The organism is Streptomyces sp. XY431 (assembly GCF_001279805.1).
Taxonomy (GTDB): domain Bacteria; phylum Actinomycetota; class Actinomycetes; order Streptomycetales; family Streptomycetaceae; genus Kitasatospora; species Kitasatospora purpeofusca.
The window spans coordinates 19,732-41,711 of the sequence record NZ_LGDO01000492.1 but is presented as its reverse complement, the minus strand read 5'-3'; the positions used below and the strand labels follow the sequence as shown (position 1 = coordinate 41,711).

The following is a 21,980-nucleotide window of genomic DNA, read 5'->3' as shown; positions in this document are numbered from 1 at the left end:
TCGCCCTGCACACAGCCTCCGGACAGTCCAACGATCTTGACGCGCCCGTAGTACGGAGCCGTGTTCCCCGCCCGACGGCAGGGACCGCCCGGGCCAGGAAGAACACCAGCGTTCCCGAGCGGCAGCCGGACCACGGCCCGGCGACGCGAGTTGAATTCGGCTCCCCGCGCCCGCGGGGCTCAGCCGCACCGGGCCGTCGTCTTCGCGTTGGCACTGTCGGCGTCCCCGCCCGTGGACCGGAGGTCAGGGGTGGAACACCACCTCCGGGTCGGCCGCGTTCGGGCCGTCGATCGACAACCCGGCCGAGACGAAGGACACCGATCCGCCCCGGGGGGACGGGGGTGCCCCGCGCTCGCGGTCGGGCGTTCCCCGGTCACTCGCCCGGGTGCGGTGCGGATGCGCCGAAGTTAGTTTGTACACAGGCGATGCACTCGCAGTGCCGGTGGACCGGCGAACCCGATGGGCGCTTCGGGGCTGGTGACACGAAGCAACGGAACTCCGGCAGAACGGCGAATCGGGCATCGCCCGGTCCGCCAGGAGATGGAAGGGTGTCGCACATGGCAGAGAAATTGTCGCGGGCCTGGACTGCGGACGAGGCTGCCGAACACCGGCGGTCGCGCGGTCCGGACCGGGCGGGCGAGGCCGTCCCGATGGATCGGACTGCGGGGGTCTCCAGTGGTGAGGACCATCTTCCCGGCGTGGAGAGCGACTACGCCGGCGACGACGGCCGCGGTGACGACCCCACGCCGCAGGAGGGATGACCGTGGGACTCTACTTCCAGAACAGCACGTCGAAGACCGTCTGGTTCGCCTACGCCTATTCGGACAGCGGCTGCGCTTCGAAAGGTGACCCGTGGTCGAAGACCGGATGGTTCATGGTCACTCCGCACACCGATCTGAAGGTGCGTTCCGGACCGGTCAACGGGGCGAAGTACTTCTTCTTCGCGGAGAACCAGGACAGAACCCTGAGCTGGGGCGGAGAATTCCTCACCCAGATGCCGGACCGGGCCTTCGACTGGTGCTGGACCACGGGGAGCACCGACTCCCGGCTGCTCGGCATGAAGAAGATCCTCGTGCCGGTTTCCTCGATCAACCATACGATCAACGTCATCGGGCCCTGACGGGAGTGGGCCGTGCGGGCCGCCCGCTCCTATGGTGGAAGAACCCCCGTACGGGCAGGTGGATCGTGAACGGACCCGTCATCGACTACCAGGACGTCTTCCGGGCTCTGCCGAGCGCGGTCGCGCTGCTGACCCGCGACCTGGTGTACGCGGATGCCAACGAGGCGTTCCTGGCCGTCTCCGGACGCACCCGCGAGCAGCTCGTCGGCCGCTACCTGTTCGATGTCTTCCCCGACAACCCGAACGACCCCTCGGCGAACGGCGTGCGCAACCTGCACGCCTCGCTGGAGCGCGTCCTGGCCACCGGCGAGCGTGACACCATGGCCCTGCAGCGCTACGACGTCGAGGACCCGGTGCGCCCCGGCGTCTGGCACGAGCGGTACTGGAGCCCCGTGAACGCCCCCGTCCTCGCGCCGGACGGCACGGTGGCGCTGCTGTTGCACCGTGTCGAGGAGGTCACGGATTTCATGACGGCCCGCGGCTCCCACGACGGCAGCCGCACCCCTGTCCTGGAGGCCGAGCTGTACACCCGCGCCCGGGACCTGCAGGAGGTCAACGAACGTCTGCGCGGCGCCCACGCCCGTGAACGCGAGGTCGCCCTCCACCTGCAGGAGGCGATGCTCCCCGCGCCGCGCCCGCTGGGCCACCACCGCGCGGCCGTACGGTACCGTCCGGCCACCGGGGCCCTGAACGTCTGCGGCGACTGGTACGACCTGGTGGACCTTCCCGGCACGGTCCACACCGCCGTCGCCGTGGCGGTCGGCGACGTCGTCGGGCACGGACTGCGCGCGGCCGGCGTCATGGGCCAGCTGCGCAGCGCCCTGTCCGCCGCCTCCCGCGTCGCCGACGGTCCCGCCGAGGCCCTGGACGTGCTGGGCCTGTACTCCCGCTCCGTCGACGGGGCGGAGAGCGCCACCGCCGTGTCGGTCTTCGTCGACTGGACCAACCACACCCTCACCTACAGCAGCGCGGGCCACCCGCCGCCCGCGCTGTGCGGCCCCGACGGCACCGTGGTCCTCCTCGACCGGGCCACCGATCCCCCGCTCGGCGCCCGCCCGGAACACGTCCCCCGCCCCCAGGTCCGAACCGGCTTCGCCGAGGGCTCCGTCCTCGTCCTCTACACCGACGGGCTCGTCGAACGCCGGCGCGAGGACATCGACACCGGCCTCGACCGCCTCGCCCGCTCCCTCGCCCGGCACCGCCGCGCCGATCCCGAGACCCTCGCCGACGCGCTCCTGGCCGACCTCGTCCCGCCCGCCGGACTCACCGACGACACCGCCCTGATCGTCCTGCGCCTGTGACGGCCGGAGCCCGCGGCCCGAGGAGCCGCGCAACGCCGGAAGGGGGAGGCCGTCACTGGCCTCCCCCTCCCCCGGCGTCACATCACGCGGTCACCGGGTGAGATTGACGGTGAACTCGTTGGCCGGATCGTCGCAGTGCACCACCTTGTTCGGCCGGTTGCCCGGGCCGTCGCCGATGATCGGTGCCGGGGCGTCGACCGCCCACGGGTTGCCGCCGCTGCCGCGGGTGGCGGCCGAGCAGGATGCGTAGGCGTTGCCGTTGGGAGCGGTGGCGGGGAAGTTGGAGAAGTTCCTCCAGTCCCCGCCGTTGATCCGCTGGTTCGACGGGCGGCCGAGGTTGTCGGTCAGCCGGTCGTCGATGTACAGGTACAGGTCGGGCATGTAGGACTGGAAGACGATGCCGTTGGAGGGCGTCGCGTCGCCGTTGCGCTGGAAGTGCATCGGCTTCACGGACCCGTCGGCGCAGAAGGCCGCGGCGATGTCCTGCCAGATCGGGGGCGCGTTGCCGATCATGGAGCCGCCCATGTTGTTGTTCCAGGACCCGCTGTTCTTGAAGAACATCGCGTAGACGTCTCCGGCGAACCGCCGCACCGCGTGGTTGGTCCGCACGCTCGCGTTGACCTTGTCCACCCACGCCTTGACGTTGTCGTTGATCGACTTGTGGCCGATCATCGCGCGGTAGCCGTGCACGCCGCCGCCGACGGCGCGGAAGTCGACGCACTGCTTGGCGTCGTCGATGCGGGCCCCGCGGAAGTGCGGGAAGTACGCCTGGCCCGGGGTGTCCCCGTCCGTGTAGGGGTGGGAGGTCTGGACGTTGCCGTACTCCAGCGCGTCCTGCGTGGTGTAGTCGATGTCCGGTGCCGCGATCCCGTAGTCCGCCTCGATCGTCTTCATGATCCTGGTGACGAAGTGGGGCAGGTGGGCATTGCCGACGCGGGCCCGGTAGTTCGACCCGGCGCTGCCGTCGACGATCTTCCCGTCCTCGCCGACCACGAAGGTCACGTTCACATCGGACTTGATCTTGTAGCTGTTCGGGTCGCTGTACGCCTGGGAGGCGGGCTCGGACACGTCGGGGCGCAGGTTGGACATGGCCATCCAGACCGGGATCGACATCGCGGGGGCGGAGCCGTCCGCGCGCGGGGCCGAGCCGCCGGCCCTGATGTCCTTGGCCCACTGGTCGGCCGCGTCCCAGGTCTGCTGCCCCGTGCACTCGCCGACGGCCTGCGCCGTCGGGCACCGCGCCTCGGAGGCCAGACCCCGGGCGTCGGCCCCGTCCGGGTTGTTCCACAGCGGCCCCTGGTCGGCCAGACCCAGCCCCCAGTCGTAGAGGGCCTTCATGGACCGCACGGGCGAGTTGATCTCCGTCGACACCGGCCAGTTGGAGTTCAGCTCCTGGTTCGGGTCGAAGATCGCGGCCGCGGTCAGGGAGCGCTGGACGAAGGTGCCCCTGATCGGCTTGAAGGCCACGGAGTTCCAGGCGATGTCGCGGTCGGCGGTGCCGCCCTTCGAGTAGTTCGTCAGTGTCACCTTCGGGGTGGAGGTGAACTTGTACGCGCCCAGCGACACCCACTGGCCGTTGTTCGCGTCCTGGTCGACGTACCGCTCGTACGGGCCGCCGACGGCGCCGTCGACGACGTACTTCGCGTCCTTGGTCTGCGCTCCGGTGTCGGGGATGTAGGCGTAGACGGCGGCGAGGTCGTACGACTTGCCCGCCGTCCACTCGCCCACGATCGTCATCCGGTTGCCGTCGCCGCCGTAGTGGTCCTCGTCCCGGGTGTGGGTGTACCAGAAGTGGCCGCCGTGACCGCCGCCGATCGAGTGCAGATCGGCCTTGGCCTCGTAGTGCTGGTCCCAGTCGGGATGGAAGGTGAACTGGAACGTGCCCGTCGACGCCGCCGGCCCGCAGGCCGACCAGGTCGGTGTACCGGCGGGGACGGAGGTGACGACGTCGGAGCCCGCCGGGGCGCCGGCGCACACCGGAGTGCCGTTCTTCAGCCGGTAGCCCCGGCCCGGCTCGGCGCGCAGGGTCTGGTACTTGATGTTCTCGTGCCCGCACGTCTGGTCGCAGTCGGGCTTCCAGGTCGTGTTCTCCTGGTTCCACCAGAACTGGCGGTAGCAGGCCTCGTCCGGGCAGTCCACCGGGCTGGAGGGGTTGCAGTTGTTCTTGGTGTTGCAGAAGGTGCTGATCGGCGGGCTGACCCGGGAGCGGTCGGCGACGGTGGTCCACCAGGCGGGGTTGAAACCGGCGGAGTTGAACCCCGATTCGCCCTTCCAGTCCTGGCGGCCGTCCGTGCCGTAGGAGAAGCCGGTGTCGATGGACCAGGCGGACCAGCCCATCACCTTCATCTCGTACGGCCAGTACTGCGGCGTCGCCGCGTCACGGATGTTGTTCGTGTTGAGGCTCACATCCATGAACGGGTGGTCCCAGGCGCCCTTCTTGTACATGGGGTTGGCGGGGTTGTTGTACCAGCCCAGGCCCCAGGCGCCGCCGTTCTGGCCGGCCGCCGACTTGGGGTTGAAGCCGAGGTTGTAGTTCCAGGCCGCCGTGAACCAGTTCTCCACCCGGGACGGATCGTCGTTGTTGACCGCGATCTTCTGCCCGTCGGCGTGCACCTCGTTCCACTTGTCCGAGAGGATCTTCATGGAGGCGGCGATGTTGGTGGCGTAGTCGACGGCGATCGCCTTCTGCAGCGCCGGATCGAGGCTCGTCTCGCCGGTCTTCTCGTGCCCCTTCAGCCGCATGCCGTCGGTGACCTGGCCGACGCCGTAACCGCAGTCGGACTTGTCCCAGTTGATGCGCCAGTAGCCGAGCAGCGTGTCCTTCGTGCTGTGGCCGTAGTAGCCGTCCACGGCGGCCAGCGGGCTGCCCATCTGGCCGGGGACCGCGCCGGACTCGGCCTGCCACAGGTTGGACTCCTGCGCCAGGATGCCGAGCAGCACATTGGCGGGGATCCGTCCGCCGCCCTTCAGCTCCGGGCGGGGGAAGAGCCCCTGGGGGTCGATCGTGAGGAGCCCGGCCTGGCCGCGGTAGTCGCCCTGACGGATCCAGTTGCTGCGCAGCTCGCCGCGCACGGCCATGTCCACCGCCCACTCGACCTGGTTGGGCGTCGGCTGCAGCGCCTGCACACTCATGTCGTTGCGGGAGACGGAGCACCAGCGGTCGGTGTCACGGGGGTCGTGGGAGTCGGGCGCGGCCGCCGTCGCACGGGCCGTTGTACGCGGCTCGGCGTCGCCGGTCAGGGCCGGGGACGGATCGTCGGCGGGGCTCGGCTGCGTCGGGGCGACCGGCTGCCGGACCTCCTTGCCCGTCGCCGTGACGGTCGACGTGACCGTCGTCGTGGTGCCGCCGGCCGGCGTCCCGGGGGCCGGCCCGGAGGGGGCAGGCGCACCCGCCTCGGGCCCGGCCGCCCCGTCGAAGCCCTTCCCGGCCGCCTTGATCCGGTTCAGTCCGGCGCGGACGCCGGGGGTGAGGACGGGGGCGACGGCGAGGTGGCCCTGGGAGGAGACCTCGGTGCCCGCCGGCACGTCGAGCCGGGTGACTCCGCTCCCCTCCACCTTGACGTCCCGGGGACGGCCGGTGAGGAAGGCGCGGCCCTGCGCGCCGGACACCAGCTCCAGCTCGCCGAGGTTCCCGGTGGCGACCGTGAGCGGCTCACCGGCGCCGCTGTACACCTTCGCCTGCGCCGTCCCCGTGTCCTTGCGGTCCACGAAGCCGATGCGGTCCCCTGCCATGGGGCGGATGTCGAAGGGGATGCTGTCGCCCCCGGCGAGTCGGCTGATCGTGCCCTTGCCGTCGATCCGGACGAGATCGCGGCCCAGACCGGCGACCACACCGTCCTTCACCGGTACCGCCGACGACACCTGCCCCCGCAGCTCCCCGGTCTTCGTGACCGCGGTGCCGGCCGTGTCCACGGTGATCACCTGGGTCTTCACCTGCGCCGCGTCGTTCATGTCGCGGTACTGGGTGAAGGCGGCCGTGTGCGTGGTGGTGTTGCAGGAGGGGTCGAAGTAGGCGAGCGTGGCGGTGAACGGCAGCTTCGTCACCTCACCCGTCGTGGTGTTCACGATCGCCGTGAACGCGCCGCCCTGCATCAGGTCGGGCTTGTTGGTGAACGCGCGCGGGGCGTACACGGCGGCCACGTGCGAGTCGTCCATGACGCACTGGTTGCCGATCCAGGAGTCGGCCGGCAGTCCGGGCTCCGCCAGCGCGGCGACCGTCCTCCACTCGTACGCCGCCGCTTCGTCGGCGACAAGGATCTTGAAGGCCTCGGCGTCGGCCGCGCCGGTCACCGCACGGTCCTCGGAGGCCTTCCAGCCCTTTCCCAGCGTCTGGTCCGGACTGTCCACGCCTAAGGAAACGGCGGGTGGCGGCACGTCCCCGGCGGAGACGGCCGGTGCGGCGGCCGCGGGAAGGGCTTGGAGCAGGCCCGCGGTCAGGGCCGCGCAGGCAGCCACCGCGGCTACCGGCATGCAGGCCCGTCGGATGGATCGCAAAAGAGAACTCCCCCATGGTTTCGTGTCTCGTCGGTCGGGGGCTGTGCCCGCTCGGGAACAGCCGGGTTCACCCGCCCCGGCGGGGCCGCGCCGTCACAGGGCTGCCCCGCCGGGGTGCCTCCCGTCAGTACCGCATCTGCCAGTGCTGCTCCGGCGGGAAGTCCGAGGCGCAGGTCCACAGGGTGAGGTAGGTGCCGTTGCCGGACGAACCGCCCTTGTTGGTGAGGCACTTGTCCGAGTAGTTGGTCTTGATGGACCAGTCCGAGGACCAGAACTGCTGGCTGCGGTTGTTGCCGCTGTCGTCGCACGGCCACAGGGTGAGCACCGCGCCGTTGACGTTGTACGCGTCGCCCTGCGGGGTCAGGCACTTCCCGCTCGCCTTGTGGACCATCTGGTAACCGTCGTGGTCCCACCGCTGGAGCTCGTCCCCCGTACAGGTCCACAGCGTGATGACGGTTCCGTTGGCCGTGCTGTTGCCCTTGGGAGTGGCGCACTTCGCGGGGTACCAGGTGCCGGGGCCGACCGGGGTGATGAGCTCGCCCCAGTTGGGGCCGGCCGCCGAGGCCTGCGGGGCCACGGCGGCATGGAAGCCCGCCGCCATGAAGAGCGCCGAGAGGAACACTATTGGCTTGCGCATGACATACCTTTCGTCAGGGAGGGCCACTGTCTGCAACAAGGGTCGAATCTAGCCGCGCCCGGCGGGGCGGACTGTGCGAGGCGTGCAGCATTCCTCCACCGTCCGCGCAGCGCTTCTCGCACACCGGCGATGACCGAAGCCCGGCGGCGGGGTTCCTTCACCCCGGGTCGGTTCGTCCCCCCGGCTCGTCCTCCCAGCGGAGCAGGTCACCCGGCTGGCAGTCGAGCACCTCGCAGAGCGCGGCCAGCGTCGAGAAGCGCACGGCCTTGGCGCGGCCGTTCTTGAGCACCGCCAGGTTGGCGGGCGTGATCCCTATGCGCTCCGCGAGTTCACCCACGGACATCTTCCGCCGGGCCAGCATCACGTCGATGTCGACCGCGATCGGCATCAGATCACCTCGTTCAACTCGGCCTGCATCAGGGCCGCTTCGACGTCGCGGGCGACGGCCTGGGCGAGCAGCATCCGCAGCACGAGCACGATGAGCGCGACCCCCAGAACGGCCACGCCGATCCCGCCCATGATGAGGGTGACGCCGGGATCGTCCCGCTGGCCCGGCGCGTTCAGAGCCGTGACCGAGAACCACACGAGAGCGGCCGCGACGATCGCGCCGATGATGCCGTCCACGTAACGGAAGGCGGCGTGGGAGAACACGGTTCCGCGGCGCACCATCGCCACCAGTCGCCAGACGCAGAGCAGGGCGACCTGCGCCGCCCCGATGCCCAGGACCGTGACCACCCGCAGCGCGGTCAGCGGGAGCGTCCCGTCCTCCGGGTCGTTCCCGCTGACCAGGGCCCACACCATCATGGCCTGTACGAACACGGTGCCGGTCAGCACCACTACGAGCACGGCGCGCAGCGCGCGCACTGTCAGCTTGCCCATGATCCATCCATCCATCGAGTTGCGATGGGAATCTATCGAATTTCGATAGGGCGAGCAAGGGGCCGCCAGCGGCGGCCTTGCGTACGGACCGCGGCGGATCGCGGCGGATCGAGGCGGATCGCGGCGGATCGAGACGGATCGCGGCCTGTCAGTTTCCGGTGAGGTGCCCCTGGACGCACTGCCTGTACTGCTGCAGGGAGTCGGGCTGGTAGCAGTCCTGCGTCTTGTCGGCGTACCAGACGACGAAGACGGCGACCAGGACGGACACCACGATCGCGAGGGCCGAGGTCACCACGCCGGCGATGGCCCGGCCCCGGCCCACCCCGGTCCGCCCGGCCGTCACCAGGGCGGCGATGCCCAGGGCCAGGCCGACGACGCCGAGCAGACCGCCGACGAAGACGATCGAGGTGCTCAGGCCGATCACGCCCAGGACCACGGCGGCGCCGGCCGGACCGTTCCGCCGGGGTCGGTCGGCCCGGGCGAATGCGGTGTGCCGTATCGGCGTCTCCGTCTCCGGGGTGTTCATCTCTCGGGTGTTCATCAGGTCTCCTCCGGTCAAGTGCTCGGGACACGATCCTGGCGTCCGGGGGCGCTGCCGCACATCGCGGAAAGGCGGGAGGAAGTGCTCCCCCGATCGGGGGAGGTCGCTCGGTCGCACCTCGGCGATACTGGGACGATCATGCTCAAGGGAATTCGGCCGTTGCTGCGCGGCTCCACCTATTCGGGAATGCTGTTCGCCTACTGCGGGGCGTTGGCGAGCCTTCCGCTGCTGCCTTTCGCGCTGCTGCCCACGCTGGTGCGGCCGTCCGCCCCTTACGGGGTGCAGGCCGTGCTGGTCCTCCTGGTCTGGGCGGCACTGACCGGCGCGGTGGGGCTGATTCCCGTCGCGCGGCGGGCACTGATCGCGTTCGCCCGCCACCTGCTGCGGGTGCCGCTTCCCGACCCCGTGGCCGCACGTCGTACCGCGGGCTCCCGCGGCACCGACCGTTGGCGGACGTCGCTCTGGCTGCTGCTGCACGTGGCACTGGGGTGGGCGGGATCCCTGGTGAGCGGGGTGCTGGTCCTCCTGGGCCTGGTCCTGCCGGGCAACTGGCTCGGCGCCGAGGCGGGCCTGAGCCTGTCCGGCCACTCGGTGCATCTGGACGGTGGCTGGCCGAGCTGGGTGGCGGCACTGGGCTGCCTCCTGCTGGCGGCGGCCGTGTGCGCGCTGGTGGCCGGCGCCCTGCGGTGGCTGGCACCCCGGCTGCTGGGCCCCTCCCCGGCCGAGCAGCTCGCGCTGGCGGCCGAGCGGGAGCAGTCGCTGGCCGAACGCAACCGGCTGGCGCACGAGTTGCACGACTCGATCGGGCACACGCTGACCGCGACCACGATCCAGGCCGCGGTGGCGGGCGAGGTGTTCGGTGCCGATCCGGTGGCGGCGAGGGCCGCGCTGCGCAGCATCGAGGAGTCGTCGCGGGCCGCGCTGGAGGACCTGGACTACGTCCTGGGCGTGCTGCGCGACCAGCGGGCGGAGACCGCTCCGACCCGGACCCTGGCCGACCTGCCCGAGTTGCTCGACCGGCTGCGGCACACGGGCGCGGTGCTGGAGCCGGAGCTCTCGGGCGACCTGGCACAGGTGCGGGGGACGCTCTCCCGGGCGGCGTACCGGATCCTGCAGGAGGGGCTGACGAACGCGTTGCGGCACGGGGCGGGCGGCCCGATCGAGGTCCGCGTGGCGGCCACGCCGGACAGCCTGGAGCTCAGCGTGGTCAACAGGACCGGAGCCGCCACCGGCCCGCGTACCGGCGCCGGCCGCGGCGCCTTCCCGACCTCGGGGCACGGGCTGCCGGGTCTCGCCGAGCGGGTGCGGCTGCTGCACGGTGAGATCGAGACCGGCCCGCGCGGGCCGCAGCACTGGCGGCTGGCGGTCCGGCTGCCGGTCAGGGTGTCGGCGTGACCGGCTCCGACGCGAACGCGGCCGACCCGGCCGGCGCCCCCGTCACCCTCCTGATCGCGGACGACGACGCGGTGACCCGCAGTGGTCTGCGCACCCTGCTCTCGGTGCAGCCTGGCATCGCGGTGATCGGGGAGGCCGCCGACGGGGTCGAGGCGGTCGAGGAGGCTCGGCGGCTGCGGCCCGACGTGGTCCTGATGGATGTACGGATGCCTCGCTGCAACGGAATCGAGGCCACCCGGCGGCTCCTTGCCGGACCCGGCGACGCGGTGGATACGGCCGGGTCGGCCGGGTCGCCGGATGCGGCCGGCCCGGTCGATCCGCCGAAGGTCGTGGTGATCACCACCTTCGAGAACGACGACTACGTCACCGCCGCGCTCGGCGCCGGGGCCAGCGGGTTCGTCCTCAAGCGGCTGCCGGTCCGGCAGATCGCCGAGGCGGTGCGCGTGGTGGCGGCAGGGGAGGCGATCCTCTTCCCGGCGGCGCTGAGCCGGATGGTCACCGCCCGACCGCTGCGCGGCGCCGAGGCCTTGCCGAAGGCGGCGCTGACGGGACGGGAGGAGGAAGTCCTGCGGCTGATGGCCACCGGGCTGTCCAACCCGGAGATCGCGCAGTCGCTGGCGGTGAGCCTGGAGACCGTGAAGACGCACGTCGGGAACGTGCTCACCAAGCTCGGTGCGCAGAACCGGACCCACGCGGTGGTGATCGCCTACGAATCAGGTCTGGTGGTGCCGGGGTTCACCGGCTGACGCGCGGATACGGCCGCGGGCGACAGCGGCCGGTGACCTGACCGCCGCCTCACCACCTCACCGCCTCACCCGTGAGCGGCGCGCGTCGGCAGGGGCCGCCGGGCGCCCGGCGGGGTCGAGGGCCTCGCGCAGAGCGGGCAGGTCCGTGATGGCGGCCTGCTCGGCGAAACGTGCCAGCAGCCGGCGCAGGACCCGCTCGTCCCGGTCCCGCACCGCCTCGGCGATGGCCGCCGCCAGCGCCGCCTGGGTATGGGGGTCGGGGGTGCGCGCCGCCGCGCGGCCTGGCCCTTCCACCGCTCGTCTTCCTTCCGCTCGTGGTCCTGGCCGCCGGACGCGGCGTCCTCCGTCCCGGTGCGGCTGCGGCGACCGGCCGCTCCACCGCGTGCGGGGCGAAGACTACCTCTCCGGGCGACACGGGAAAATCTATGCCCGCCGGAGTAGACATTGCCGTGCGCCGTGCTTAGTGTTTCTCTCGTAGACAGCAGTCGATCGGTACCCGCCAGACACGAACTGGCGGGTAGCAGTACGGAAGTGCGCAGGTCGGCACGGTTGCAGGGTTCTGAAGCCAGGATTGGTGCAGTAAGGCGACAGGGCCGGTGGCCGGGCCGGGCGGCCCGCAGGTATCAGGGGCCGCCGACCAGCGGTACCGCAGTTCAGCAGGAGCGGTACCCGTAGGTGAAGTCGAGCGGTACCGGCAGTCGCAGTACGCGGTACCCCGGTGAAGGCGCCCAGGCTGCGGGCGCGCGCACTGGGAGTCCGGCAGTGGGGTTCCAAGCCGAGCAGGTCGAGCAGGACGGGCGACGGGGCTGGCTGCCGGAGTCAGGCAGTAGGAAGTACCCGCAGTACCCGCAGTTGGAAGTACCCGCAATTCGCAGTATCCGGCCAGTACAGAGGATGAATGGAGGGACAGCGCGCCATCAGGATCGCCCGGCCCGTGAGGAAGTCGCCCGGGCGGACTCCGTAGACCCCAAGGCAAGGACGGTGGTTTCCGGTCACGCATACGCGATCCCCGCACTCCCCCTCCCCCGGGGCGGTGCGGATACAAGGAACCCGGCCCCAGAGCCGGTAGATGGTGTAAAACCCTTCGGGGCCCCGGGAGCCGCTATGGCCCCGGGGCCCCTCAGCGCGTCCCCCGACACAACAAGAAGAGGTGCAGTGACCACGGCAACCATTCGACCGCACACCCCCGACTCCCTCGACGACGACGACTACCCCGCGTACACCATGGGCCGCGCCGCCGAGATGACCGGCACCACCCCAGGCTTCCTGCGCGCCCTCGGCGAGCAGGGTGTCATCACACCCCTGCGCTCCGAAGGCGGACACCGCCGCTTCTCCCGCTACCAACTACGACTCGCCATGCGCGCCCGCGACCTCGTCGACCAGGGCACCCCCATCGACGCCGCCTGCCGCATCATCATCCTCGAGGACCAACTCGAGGAAGCCCTGCGCATCAATGAACAGCTCCGCCGCGACGCCGGACAGGAACCCGCAGCCGACACCTGATCCACCCACCAGGCCGACGAGACCGGCCTGTCGGTGAGCGAAACGCGCTCACGACAGGCCGCCCCGGGTACCGTCCCCCGGCCGCCGGCCGCCGGCCGACCGAGCGGCCCGTGCGCGGTCCCGCGCCGGGTGACGCCTCAGCGGGGGCCGAGGGAGACGGCCCGGCGGACGAGGTGGTGCGCGGCCGGCCGCCGACGGTGGGGAAGCAGGAGCCCGGGCATCCGTGCCCTGGCCGCGCGGGCGCGGCGGGAGGTCAGCATCGGGTAGATGTCGAGGAACTCGTGCCAGGTGGCGCAGGCGGCTTCGACCCGCCCGGCGGCGAGCTGGCGTTCGGCCAGCTTGTACAGGACGACGGCACGGGAGCGGGACTCGGCCCGTGACCTACGGGCGGCGGACGCCTCCAGGAGCTCGATCGCCCTTGCCGGATCGCCGAGTTCGGCCTCGACGAGGGCGCGTTGATGGTCCCACGAAGCCCGGTGGTAGTCACCGACCGGCGGCGGCGGACCCGTCACGTCCGTCAGGAGGTCGCGGGCCCGGCCGATGTGGCGCAGTGCGGCCGTCCGATCGCCGACCGCCGCTTCGGACAGGGCGAGTTGACCCAGGACGGAGGCCCGGAGGCGCGGCGCCGAGGAACTGACGCGGCAGTCGGCGGCGGCCTGCGCCAGTCTCAGGCTCTGTCGCCGGTGGCCGAGTTCGTAGGCCTGGGTGGCCATGATCCGTAGCGTCATCGCCTGGGTGGCGGTGTCGCCCGCGAGGCGGGCCAGGTCGAGAGCGAGGTGGTGGTACCGGCCGGCGAGGCCGTTGAGGTCGTCGTCGACATGCATGAAGGCGCACAGGTAGCACAGCCGGGCGGTGGCTCCGAGGATTCCGGCGCGCCGGACCGGTGGAGCGGGTGCGGAGAGCATGTGCGCCGCCGTGGTCGCGAGGAACACGGCGAGTGCGACGCGGGCCCGGCCCCCGCCGTGGACGCGGTCGATCGTGGAGAAGACGGGCAGCAGCAGTTCGAGCATGTCCGGTTCCGCCAGGGGCCCTTCCTCGCCCATGGGTACCGGCAGGCCGATGAGGCTCCCCGGCAGGACCGGCAGCGGCCCCGTCGGCACGGTGACGCCCCCGCCGACGGGTGACGGCTGGTAGGGGAGGAGGGAGCCGTGGCGATCGGGTGCGACGGCGGCGGAGGCGAGCCCCGCGAGCGCTGCCGGGAATTCCGGCGGCGGGAATTCCGGCGGCGGGAGGACCGGCTGCGGGTCGCCGAAGCCGGCGTCGTCCAGGGTGACGGGCCGTCGCAGTCTCCGGCTCAGGGCCGAACACACCAGGTGGGTGACGGGCTTGCGGGGAACCGCGCCAGTGAGCCACTGATGCACCGAGGCGCGCCCGTAGGACAGGGCGCATCCGGACTCCGTGCCGATCCGGTTGACGGCCCGGGCCAGTTGCTCCCCGGTCCACTCGGCTTCCCTGAGCAATTCTCGCAGGCGGTTGTTCGGCACACGGAGGACGGCCATGTCTCTCCCCTGGGTCTTCGGCACCGCGCCCACGGTTGCCCGGTCCGGCCTCCGAGGCACGCGGTCGTACCGCGGATTCTCCGTCATCGTAGCCGCCCGCGGCATTCCGAGGGGCGCCCTTCTCTCCTTCAACTCGACTGATTCCAGCGAAAGTTGACACCCCCGAATAATTGACGTGCCGACCGCCGGGAAAGCCCCGCGAGAACGGTCGCAGACTCCACCATGGAGGACGTCGGAACGTTTCTTCGAACAAGCCCCAGGGCGGAGGCGGGATCCACGATGTCCGGCCCACACAGTCCCACGACCACCGCAGATGTCGTACACCTGTTCCCCGGGCAGGGGGATTTCGGTCTGACGGCACTGCTTCGTACACTTCCCCGCACCGGGTCGCTGGCACACGCGGTCGCCGAGGTCTTCGAGGAGGCCGATGTCGTCGCCCCCGAATTCGATCTGCCGCCGATCGGTCCCCGCCTGGCCGGCAGCGCACCGCTCAGCGTCGGCGCACTGGCCGCGGACCCGCCCGGAACCGTACAGCTCGCCCTGTTCGGTGTGTCCCTGGCGGTGCACCGCGCGCTCGAAGCCGACGGCTGCCGGGCGCAGCGCCTGCTGGCGGTCAGCTTCGGCGAGATCCCCGCACTGACCGCGGCCGGGTGCTGTTCGACCGCCGACGGGGCCCGCCTGGCCTGCCGGCTCGGCCAGTTGCTCACCGGCCACGGCGGCGGCATGACGCTTCTGGGCGCGGGCCCGTCCGCGGCCGCCCGACTGCTCGCGGAGGCGGGACCGGGCGCCCGCACCGTGGTGGTCGCCTGCGTCAACCACAGTGGGGAGACGGTGGTCTCCGGCCCGCTGGACGGGCTCGCCGTCGTCGAGCACTCGGCGGAGGCGCGCGGCATACCGGCGCGACGGTTGCGGCTGCCGTTCATGAGCCACCATCCGGCACTCGCCCGGGAGGCCGCCGTGTTCGCGGACTTCGCCCGGCGGCTGCGCCTGGCTCCCCCGCGCCGACCGGTCTACTCGGTGGTGAGCGGCCGCTTCCACCGCGCGGACAGCGATCTGCCGGGAGCGCTGTCCGCCTGCCTGATCAGGCCGTTCGACCTTCCCGCGGTGCTCGGCGCAGCCCTGCTGGACGCCTCGCTGGTCGTCGAGGCGGGCACCGGCAGCACCTTGACGAACAGCGTGCGGCGGATCGATCCGCGCCAGGAGGCGCTGGCGCCGATCGCCGACGGCCGGTGGCCCACCGAACCGCCGGCGCCGCTCCCGTCCCCGTCCTCCGGCCCGTCGCCCACCGCACCGGAGGAGGACGCGCCGCGCCCTCGTCCCGACCTCGACGGCGGCGCGGAGGCACCCCTGGGCACCGGAGGACCGGCCGAGGACCGGGCCAGGGCGATCGACGTCCTGACCCGCCTCTCGGGACTGCTCCCGCCCCGGCGGGCCGCGGAGTTCGGGCAGCTTCTGGCGGAGCACCGGGCGGGGCAGGAGGCCCTGCGTACCGACCTGCGTACCGACACGAGCGCGCACCGGCGGCTGATGCGACTGGCGGCCTCGCTGCCGCCTGCCGCCGAGGTGGCCGCCGACCCGGACCTCCTGGCCGCGCTCAGCGAGGCGACGGCGCTGGCCGACCCGTCGCTCTACCAGACCTTCCTGTCCCACTACGTCCTGTGCGTCGGCTCGCTCGTCCTCCTGGGCGGCGAAGCCGCGGACCGGGGTGGCGCTCTCGCTCACGCGCGCACCAAAGGCTCCTTCATGGTCACCGAGATCGGCGAGGCCGGCAGCCACCTCGAAATCCGCACCGAGGCCCGGTTCGACCCGGTGCACCGGGTGTTCACGCTGCACACCCCGGACCACCGGGCCGCGAAGTTCTCCTCCGTCGCGGCGTTCGGCCTGCCGCAGCAGGCGGTGGTCTGCGCACGGTTGCTGACCGGTTCGCAGGACGGGGGCGTGTTCTCCTTCCTCGTCGACATCACCGGAGCCGACGGCCGCCCGGCACCGGGCGTGTCCGTCTCCGACCCGATACCGGTGGACGCGCTCCCGCTGCCCTACGGCCTCGTCCGGTTCCACGGTGTCCCGGTCCCGTACGACCGCTGGCTGCCGGACGGTGCGGTGATCGACCCGGCGGGCGTGCTGCACGACCCCCGGTCGAGCCCCGACGCCCGGCTCCGGCGGACCCTGGGCTGCGGTCAGGGGCTCTGGGCCACCCTGCCGTCGGCGATGGCGGCGCTGTCGGGCCGCAGCGCGGCGATGGCCTGGCGGTTCAACGCGGGCCGCCGGTCGCACGGACGGCTGGCGCCCGGGAGGCCGCTCCTGGAGTACCGCACCCAGCAGCACGCCGTCCTCGGAGCGCTGGCGGCGGCCTACTCGCTGCGCCGCACCGCCCGGGCCGCCCTGTCCACCTGGGCGGACCTGCGCGCCGCAAGGAGCGCCGACGGGCCGGACACCGCGATGACCTTCTCCCCCTGGGCCTCGGTCGACCGGTCGCTCGCCCTCTACAAGGCGCACAGCACCCGGACCGCGGCCGAGGTCATCGACGACCTGCAGCACCGCTGCGGGGTGTCGGGCCTCTTCGACCACAACCGGCTGCCGGGCTACCTCGGGTTCGCCCGTGCCTTCGACAGCGCCGGCGGCGACAACACCCTCATCCTCCTCGACGCCGGCCGCGCCCTCGCCGAGGAAGCGGAGGAACAGGCCCGCTCGGGTCCGCCGCCGGCCGGCCCGGGCGCACTCCCGACCGACCCGACCGACCCGGCGTGGTGGCCCGCGGTCGTCACCGTCCTGCGGGACCGACTCGCCACCGACCTCGCCGCCGCGTCGTCGGCCCGTGCCGGGGCGGGCCACCGCGACCTGGAGCTGTGGAACCCGCTGCTGGAGGATGCCCTCGAACTGGGTGCCGTCCAGGCCCGCCGGCTCGCGGCCGAGGCCGCGGCGGGAGGCGACGGCACGGACGGGCGCGGATCGCCGGTCCCCCGGGCGGCCGACCTGGCCGCGCTCGACGGCCTGCGCCAGGCCCGACGCCTCGCCGGCCCCCTGCTGGCCACCGGCGTGCTCGCTCCCGCCACCGTCCGCGCCCTGCCCGCGGCCATGGACGCCCTGTGCGACCGGCTGCACCGGGCCCTGCCGGACATCGTGGCCGCCCTCGACCCCGGGGCCGGCATCGCCCGGACCCCGCTGGACGAGCCCGACCGCACCACCGCACTCCGCGCCCCCGCTCTCCTCACCCCCTTCGGCGCCGCCACCGACGCCGACGACCGTTCCTGGAGCAGATCGTGAACCGGAGCAGATCCCCGGGCATCGGCGTCCTCGGCATGGGCACCCACCTGCCCGCCACGGTCCGCGGCAACCACGAGGTCGGCCCGCCCGCCGGTGTCTCGGCCGCCTGGATCACCGAACGCACCGGCGTGACCGAACGGCACCGGGCCGCACCCCACGAGGCCGCCTCGGACCTGGCGGCGGCCGCCGTACTGGCCGCCTGCGAAGCCGCCGGAATCACGTCGGACCGGCTCGACCTCGTCGTCGCGGCCACCTCCACACCGGACGAGCTCGGGCCGGCCACCGCCTGCCGCGTCCAGGCCCTGACGGGCGCCACCAACGCCGTCGCACTCGACGTCAGCGCGGCCTGCTCCGGCTGGCTGTTCGCCGCCAAGGTCGCGCACGCCTGGCTGGCCACGACGCCCGGCGCCCGGCACGCGGCGGTGGTCGGCGTCGAGGCCTACTCGAAGTTCGTCGACCCGACCCACCGCGGCACCGCCGTCCTCTTCGCCGACGGCGCTGCCGCGGCGGTCCTGGGCCCGGTCGACGGGGACGGCGGCTTCCACGACTTCCACCTCGGCTCGGACGGCCGCGGCGCGCACCACGTGCTCATCCCCGCCGGCGGCAGCCGGATACCCGCCGGGACCGCGAGCCTGGACGCGGGGCTGCACCACATCCACATGGACGGCCGAGCCGTACGCGACTTCATCACCGAGATCTTCCCCCGACTGGTCGAGCAGGCCCTCTCCCACCACGGCCTCGGACTCGACGACGTCGACGCCTTCATCACCCACCAGCCCAATCCACTGCTCCTGCGCGCCGTCGCGAACCGGATCGGCATCCCGGCCGAACGCCTGCACATCACCGGAGACCTGACGGGCAACATCGGTGCGGCCTCCGCTCCGTTCGCACTGGCCGACGCCGCCGCCCGGGGTCTGCTGGCCGACCGGGCGCGCGTGCTCGTCTGCGTCTTCGGGGCCGGCCTGACCTGGGGCAGCACCCTGCTCACCTGGACGGGGGCCCGCTCCCTGCCCGCCCCCGCCCGGAACCCCGACTGACACCCCGCCGGAACCGGAGGAAGCCCTCATGACCGTCCTCAACCACTTCCGCCTCGACGGCCGGCGCGCACTGGTGACCGGCGCCTCGCGCGGCATCGGGCGGGCCGTGGCCGTCGCGCTCGCCCAGGCCGGAGCCCGGCTCGCCCTCTCCGCCCGCACCGGGCCCGCGCTGAAGCACACGGCCGACCAGGTGCTCCGGTACGGGGAATCCCCGGTCCTGGTACCCGGTGATCTCGCCGACACCGGGCAGGCCGTGCTCGTCGACCGCGCCGCCGAGGCCCTGGGCGGCCTCGACATCGTCGTCCACAACGCCGGTGTCCTGCCCACGAACCCGGACGGCAGCACGCTCCTCGCACCGCTCCAGTACCTGCCCCAGGCCGCCTGGGACCAGGTGGTCTCGGTGAACCTCAACGCCACCGCCGCGATCTGCCGGCACGCCCACCCGTACCTGGCGCGGTCGGACAGCGCCAGCCTGGTGCTGATGTCCTCGGTCGCGGGTCTGGTCGGCACGCCCATGATGGAGGCGTACGCCGCGACCAAGGCCGCCCAGGTCTCCCTCGCCCGCAGTCTCGCCGCCGGCTGGGCCCGCGGCGGGATCCGGGTCAACGCCCTCTGCCCCGGCTGGGTCCGCACCGACATGACGGCCGCCGTCCACACCGACGCCGCGCTCAGCGACTGGCTGCTGGCCCACGTCCCCATGGGGCGCTGGGCCGAACCGGAGGAGGTCGCCGCGGCGGCGCTGTTCCTGGCCTCGCCCGCGTCCGCCTTCCTCACCGGGCAGGCGATCGCCCTGGACGGGGGCCTCTCGGTCCCCGACGGCGGTCTCGCGGGCACCCCCAAGCCGCCCTCCCCGTTCGCCGCGGCATGACCTCCCCGCCCTCCGCCCCCTCCGACCGCGCCAGGGCGGTGATCGCCGGTATCGGGTCCTGCCTCCCGCCCCTGGTGGTGACCAACGCCCAGGTCATCGCCCGCGGCCACCTGGACACCACCGACGAGTGGATCACCAGCCGCACCGGCATCCACCGCCGGCGGCTGGCCGGACCCACCGTCAGTACCGGAGACCTGGCCACGGCCGCCGCCCGCGCGGCGATCGATTCCACCGGCTCCCGGGGCCCACGACCGGACCTGCTCCTGCTGGTCACCACCACGCCGGACCGGCCCTGCCCCGCCACCGCACCGGAGGTCGCCCACCGACTCGGTCTCGGACCGGTCCCCGCGTTCGACCTCTCGGCCGTCTGCTCGGGCTTCCTCTACGGCCTGGCCACGGCCTCCGCCCTGCTCCGCAGCGGGACCTGCCGGGCGCCCCTGGTGGTCGCCGCCGAGAAGTACTCGACCATCGTCGACCCCTTCGACCGCGACACCGCGCCGCTCTTCGGCGACGCCGCCGCCGCGGTGGCGCTCCGGCTGGGGGACGCCACCGAGCCCGGGGCGCTGCTGGAGACCGACTGGGGAAGCGACGGCGGTGGAAGCGACCTGATCACCGTGGCCGCGGGCGGCTCACGGCCGCCCACCAGCGATCCCCCCGGACGCGGCGACCGCTGCTTCCGGATGCGCGGACGCCAGGTCTACGCCCACGCCGTACGCCGCATGGCCTCCTCCTCCGAGGCGGTCCTCGCCAGCACCGGCTGGCGGCCCCAGGAGGTCCGGGCCTTCATCGGGCACCAGGCCAACCAGCGGATCCTGGACGCCGTCGCCGACCGCCTCGGCATCCCGCCGCAGCACCGCTTCGGCAACATCCGCGAGGTCGGCAACACCGCGGGCGCCTCCGTACCGCTCGCCCTCGCGGACGCCGCCGCCCGGCACGCCTGCACCCCGGGCGCGCGCACCCTGCTCACCGCCTTCGGCGGCGGCCTCACCTGGGCGTCCGCGACCCTGCTCTGGCCGGACGCACCCGCGCGGACGGCCGCCCCCGAACCCCGCCCGCCGCTCCACGACCACCAGGAGGTCAGCCCACCGTGAACGCCGTCCGCGAACACCTGGTCACCCTGCTCACCGAGAAGTTCGAGGCTCCGCCCGGCTCGATCGACGACGACGCCACCCTGGAGGACCTCGACCTCGACTCGCTCGCCCGGGTCGAACTGGTCTTCAGCCTCCAGGACCACTGGGGTGTGCCCCTGGACGACGACCAGGACTCGACCGCCGATGTGACGGTGGGCGGACTCGTCGACCGCATCCACGGCCTGCTCGCACAGTCCGGCCGGCAGCCCGGCACGTCCGCGACGTCCGACCCGGCCGACGCTCCCGACACGTCCGACACTTTCGACACGTCCGCATGAGCGCGGCCCGGCCACCGCTCGCCGTCACCGGGATCGGCCTGGTCACCCCGGCCGGCCACGGAGCCGGGCCGACCTGGAGCGGCGTCCTCGGAGCCCTCGGCACGGCCGCCCCCGACCCGGCGCTCACCGGTCTCCCCGTCGAACTCTCCTGCCGGGTCCCCGACGACCCCGCCGCGCCGGCCGGAGGGCGCCGGTCCTGGCAGCTGGACCGCGCCACCCGCTTCGCCCTCGCCGCGGCCCGGGAGGCCGTCGCCGACGCGGGCCTCGATCCCGCCCGCTGGGACGGCGCACGGGTCGCGGTGGTCCTCGGCTCCGCGGCCGGCGGCGTGGGCAGTTACGAGCACGCGGCAGAACGCCTGCGCACCCTGGGCCCCGCCGCCGTGTCCCCCATGACGCTTCCCGCCTTCCTGCCGAACATGGCAGCGGGCCGACTCGCCATCGAATTCGGCGCGACGGGCCCGGTGATGCACACCGCCACCGCCTGCGCCTCCGGGGCCACCGCCGTCCACACCGCGGCCCTGCTGCTCCGCGCCGGAGCCTGCGACATCGCCCTGGCCGGAGGCACCGATGCCATGATCACCCCGGTCTGCGTCGCCGGGTTCGCCCGGATGAAGGCCCTTTCCCGCAACACCGATCCCACCCGCGCCTCGCGTCCGTTCGACGCGGACCGTGACGGCTTCGTCATCGGCGAGGGAGCGGGCTTCCTCGTCCTGGAACGCCGGGCGGACGCGGTGGCACGTCGGGCCGTACCCAGGGCGTTGCTGGTCGGCACCGGGACGGCCGCCGACGCCTTCCACCCGGTCGCACCGCACCCGGACGCCCGTGGTCTCGAAGGAGCCGCCCGACTGGCCCTCGCCGAGGCCGGGGCCGTTCCCGACGACGTCGATCACATCAACGCCCACGGCACCAGCACCCCGCTCAACGACTCCGCGGAGGCCCGCCTGATCCACCGGCTCTTCGCCCGGCGTCCCCCGTCGGTCACCTCCGCCAAGGGCGTACTCGGCCATACGATGGGCGCGGCGGGCGCCATCGAGGCGGCATTGACGGTCCTCACCGTGCAGTACCAGCTCGTGCCCGGAACGGCCGGGTTCGCCCACCCCGACCCGGACACCGGCAAGATCGACCTGGTCCGCGACGGCCCCCGTCACCAGCGCCTTCGGCTCGCGCTGAGCACCTCGGCCGGATTCGGCGGCCACAACACCGCCCTCGCCTTCGCACCCGCCGACCCGTCCCCGGGCTGACGCCACCGGCCGGTGGCGCTGGTGCTCGCCCGCACCGCGGCCGCCGA

At 72.8% G+C, this 21,980-nt stretch carries 18 protein-coding genes; 11 read left to right on the top strand and 7 right to left on the bottom strand.

What is annotated here, in order from left to right; genetic code table 11:
- The first annotated feature begins 757 nt into the window (after positions 1 to 757).
- Together ADK60_RS34110 and ADK60_RS34105 are read left to right on the top strand one after the other, a co-directional pair.
- Complete coding sequence (locus ADK60_RS34110) at positions 758 to 1,120, top strand: DUF1036 domain-containing protein (RefSeq protein ID WP_079008921.1); 363 nt, start codon at positions 758 to 760, stop codon at positions 1,118 to 1,120.
- 65 nt (positions 1,121 to 1,185) lie between these two features.
- Entirely contained in the window at positions 1,186 to 2,421 is a 1,236-nt protein-coding gene (locus tag ADK60_RS34105; RefSeq protein WP_199839819.1) for a PP2C family protein-serine/threonine phosphatase, read from the top strand.
- A gap of 90 nt (positions 2,422 to 2,511) precedes the next feature.
- On the opposite strand, the gene ADK60_RS34100 is transcribed toward ADK60_RS34105, so the two are convergent.
- From ADK60_RS34100 to ADK60_RS34080, 5 genes are all read right to left on the bottom strand, one after another.
- Positions 2,512 to 6,768 (bottom strand): golvesin C-terminal-like domain-containing protein, encoded by a 4,257-nt coding sequence (locus tag ADK60_RS34100; RefSeq protein ID WP_053650785.1) that lies wholly within the window; start codon positions 6,766 to 6,768, stop codon positions 2,512 to 2,514.
- 271 nt (positions 6,769 to 7,039) lie between these two features.
- A complete protein-coding gene (locus tag ADK60_RS34095) occupies positions 7,040 to 7,552 on the bottom strand; it encodes an RICIN domain-containing protein (protein WP_079008920.1) in 513 nt (170 codons plus the stop codon).
- A gap of 157 nt (positions 7,553 to 7,709) precedes the next feature.
- Complete coding sequence (locus ADK60_RS34090) at positions 7,710 to 7,940, bottom strand: helix-turn-helix domain-containing protein (protein ID WP_053650783.1); 231 nt, start codon at positions 7,938 to 7,940, stop codon at positions 7,710 to 7,712.
- Positions 7,940 to 8,431: a DUF2975 domain-containing protein gene (locus ADK60_RS34085; RefSeq protein WP_053650782.1), complete on the bottom strand. Its 492-nt coding sequence runs from the start codon at positions 8,429 to 8,431 to the stop codon at positions 7,940 to 7,942. The genes ADK60_RS34090 and ADK60_RS34085 overlap by 1 nt, the downstream gene beginning before the upstream one ends.
- A 148-nt stretch (positions 8,432 to 8,579) precedes the next feature.
- Complete coding sequence (locus tag ADK60_RS34080) at positions 8,580 to 8,972, bottom strand: DUF4190 domain-containing protein (RefSeq protein WP_234371426.1); 393 nt, start codon at positions 8,970 to 8,972, stop codon at positions 8,580 to 8,582.
- Positions 8,973 to 9,110: 138 nt separating this feature from the next.
- Between ADK60_RS34080 and ADK60_RS34075 the strand changes: the two genes are divergently transcribed.
- On the top strand, positions 9,111 to 10,367 hold the full coding sequence (locus ADK60_RS34075; protein WP_045944255.1) for a sensor histidine kinase: 1,257 nt from the start codon (positions 9,111 to 9,113) through the stop codon (positions 10,365 to 10,367).
- Positions 10,364 to 11,113: a response regulator gene (locus tag ADK60_RS34070; RefSeq protein ID WP_053650781.1), complete on the top strand. Its 750-nt coding sequence runs from the start codon at positions 10,364 to 10,366 to the stop codon at positions 11,111 to 11,113. Before ADK60_RS34075 ends, ADK60_RS34070 begins: the two co-directional genes overlap by 4 nt.
- A 57-nt stretch (positions 11,114 to 11,170) precedes the next feature.
- On the opposite strand, the gene ADK60_RS34065 is transcribed toward ADK60_RS34070, so the two are convergent.
- A complete protein-coding gene (locus tag ADK60_RS34065) occupies positions 11,171 to 11,407 on the bottom strand; it encodes a hypothetical protein (RefSeq protein WP_053650780.1) in 237 nt (78 codons plus the stop codon).
- A gap of 930 nt (positions 11,408 to 12,337) precedes the next feature.
- Here ADK60_RS34065 and ADK60_RS34060 point away from each other — a divergent pair.
- On the top strand, positions 12,338 to 12,616 hold the full coding sequence (locus ADK60_RS34060) for a helix-turn-helix domain-containing protein (protein WP_234371427.1): 279 nt from the start codon (positions 12,338 to 12,340) through the stop codon (positions 12,614 to 12,616).
- 137 nt (positions 12,617 to 12,753) lie between these two features.
- On the opposite strand, the gene ADK60_RS34055 is transcribed toward ADK60_RS34060, so the two are convergent.
- Positions 12,754 to 14,115 (bottom strand): NsdA family TPR-like regulatory protein, encoded by a 1,362-nt coding sequence (locus ADK60_RS34055; RefSeq protein WP_053650779.1) that lies wholly within the window; start codon positions 14,113 to 14,115, stop codon positions 12,754 to 12,756.
- 279 nt (positions 14,116 to 14,394) lie between these two features.
- Between ADK60_RS34055 and ADK60_RS34050 the strand changes: the two genes are divergently transcribed.
- The 6 genes from ADK60_RS34050 to ADK60_RS34025 are packed head-to-tail and all read left to right on the top strand — an operon-like array spanning position 14,395 to position 21,933.
- Positions 14,395 to 17,379, top strand: coding sequence for an acyl-CoA dehydrogenase family protein (locus tag ADK60_RS34050; RefSeq protein ID WP_053650778.1), 2,985 nt, complete (start codon positions 14,395 to 14,397; stop codon positions 17,377 to 17,379).
- A gap of 35 nt (positions 17,380 to 17,414) precedes the next feature.
- Entirely contained in the window at positions 17,415 to 18,416 is a 1,002-nt protein-coding gene (locus ADK60_RS34045) for a 3-oxoacyl-ACP synthase III family protein (RefSeq protein ID WP_053650790.1), read from the top strand.
- Between the two features lie 28 nt (positions 18,417 to 18,444).
- Positions 18,445 to 19,284 (top strand): SDR family NAD(P)-dependent oxidoreductase, encoded by an 840-nt coding sequence (locus tag ADK60_RS34040; RefSeq protein WP_053650777.1) that lies wholly within the window; start codon positions 18,445 to 18,447, stop codon positions 19,282 to 19,284.
- Complete coding sequence (locus ADK60_RS34035; RefSeq protein ID WP_053650776.1) at positions 19,281 to 20,375, top strand: beta-ketoacyl-ACP synthase III; 1,095 nt, start codon at positions 19,281 to 19,283, stop codon at positions 20,373 to 20,375. Before ADK60_RS34040 ends, ADK60_RS34035 begins: the two co-directional genes overlap by 4 nt.
- Positions 20,372 to 20,692, top strand: a complete 321-nt coding sequence (locus ADK60_RS34030) for an acyl carrier protein (protein WP_053650775.1) — start codon at positions 20,372 to 20,374, stop codon at positions 20,690 to 20,692. The genes ADK60_RS34035 and ADK60_RS34030 overlap by 4 nt, the downstream gene beginning before the upstream one ends.
- Positions 20,689 to 21,933: a beta-ketoacyl-[acyl-carrier-protein] synthase family protein gene (locus ADK60_RS34025; protein ID WP_053650774.1), complete on the top strand. Its 1,245-nt coding sequence runs from the start codon at positions 20,689 to 20,691 to the stop codon at positions 21,931 to 21,933. The genes ADK60_RS34030 and ADK60_RS34025 overlap by 4 nt, the downstream gene beginning before the upstream one ends.
- Positions 21,934 to 21,980: the final 47 nt, after the last annotated feature.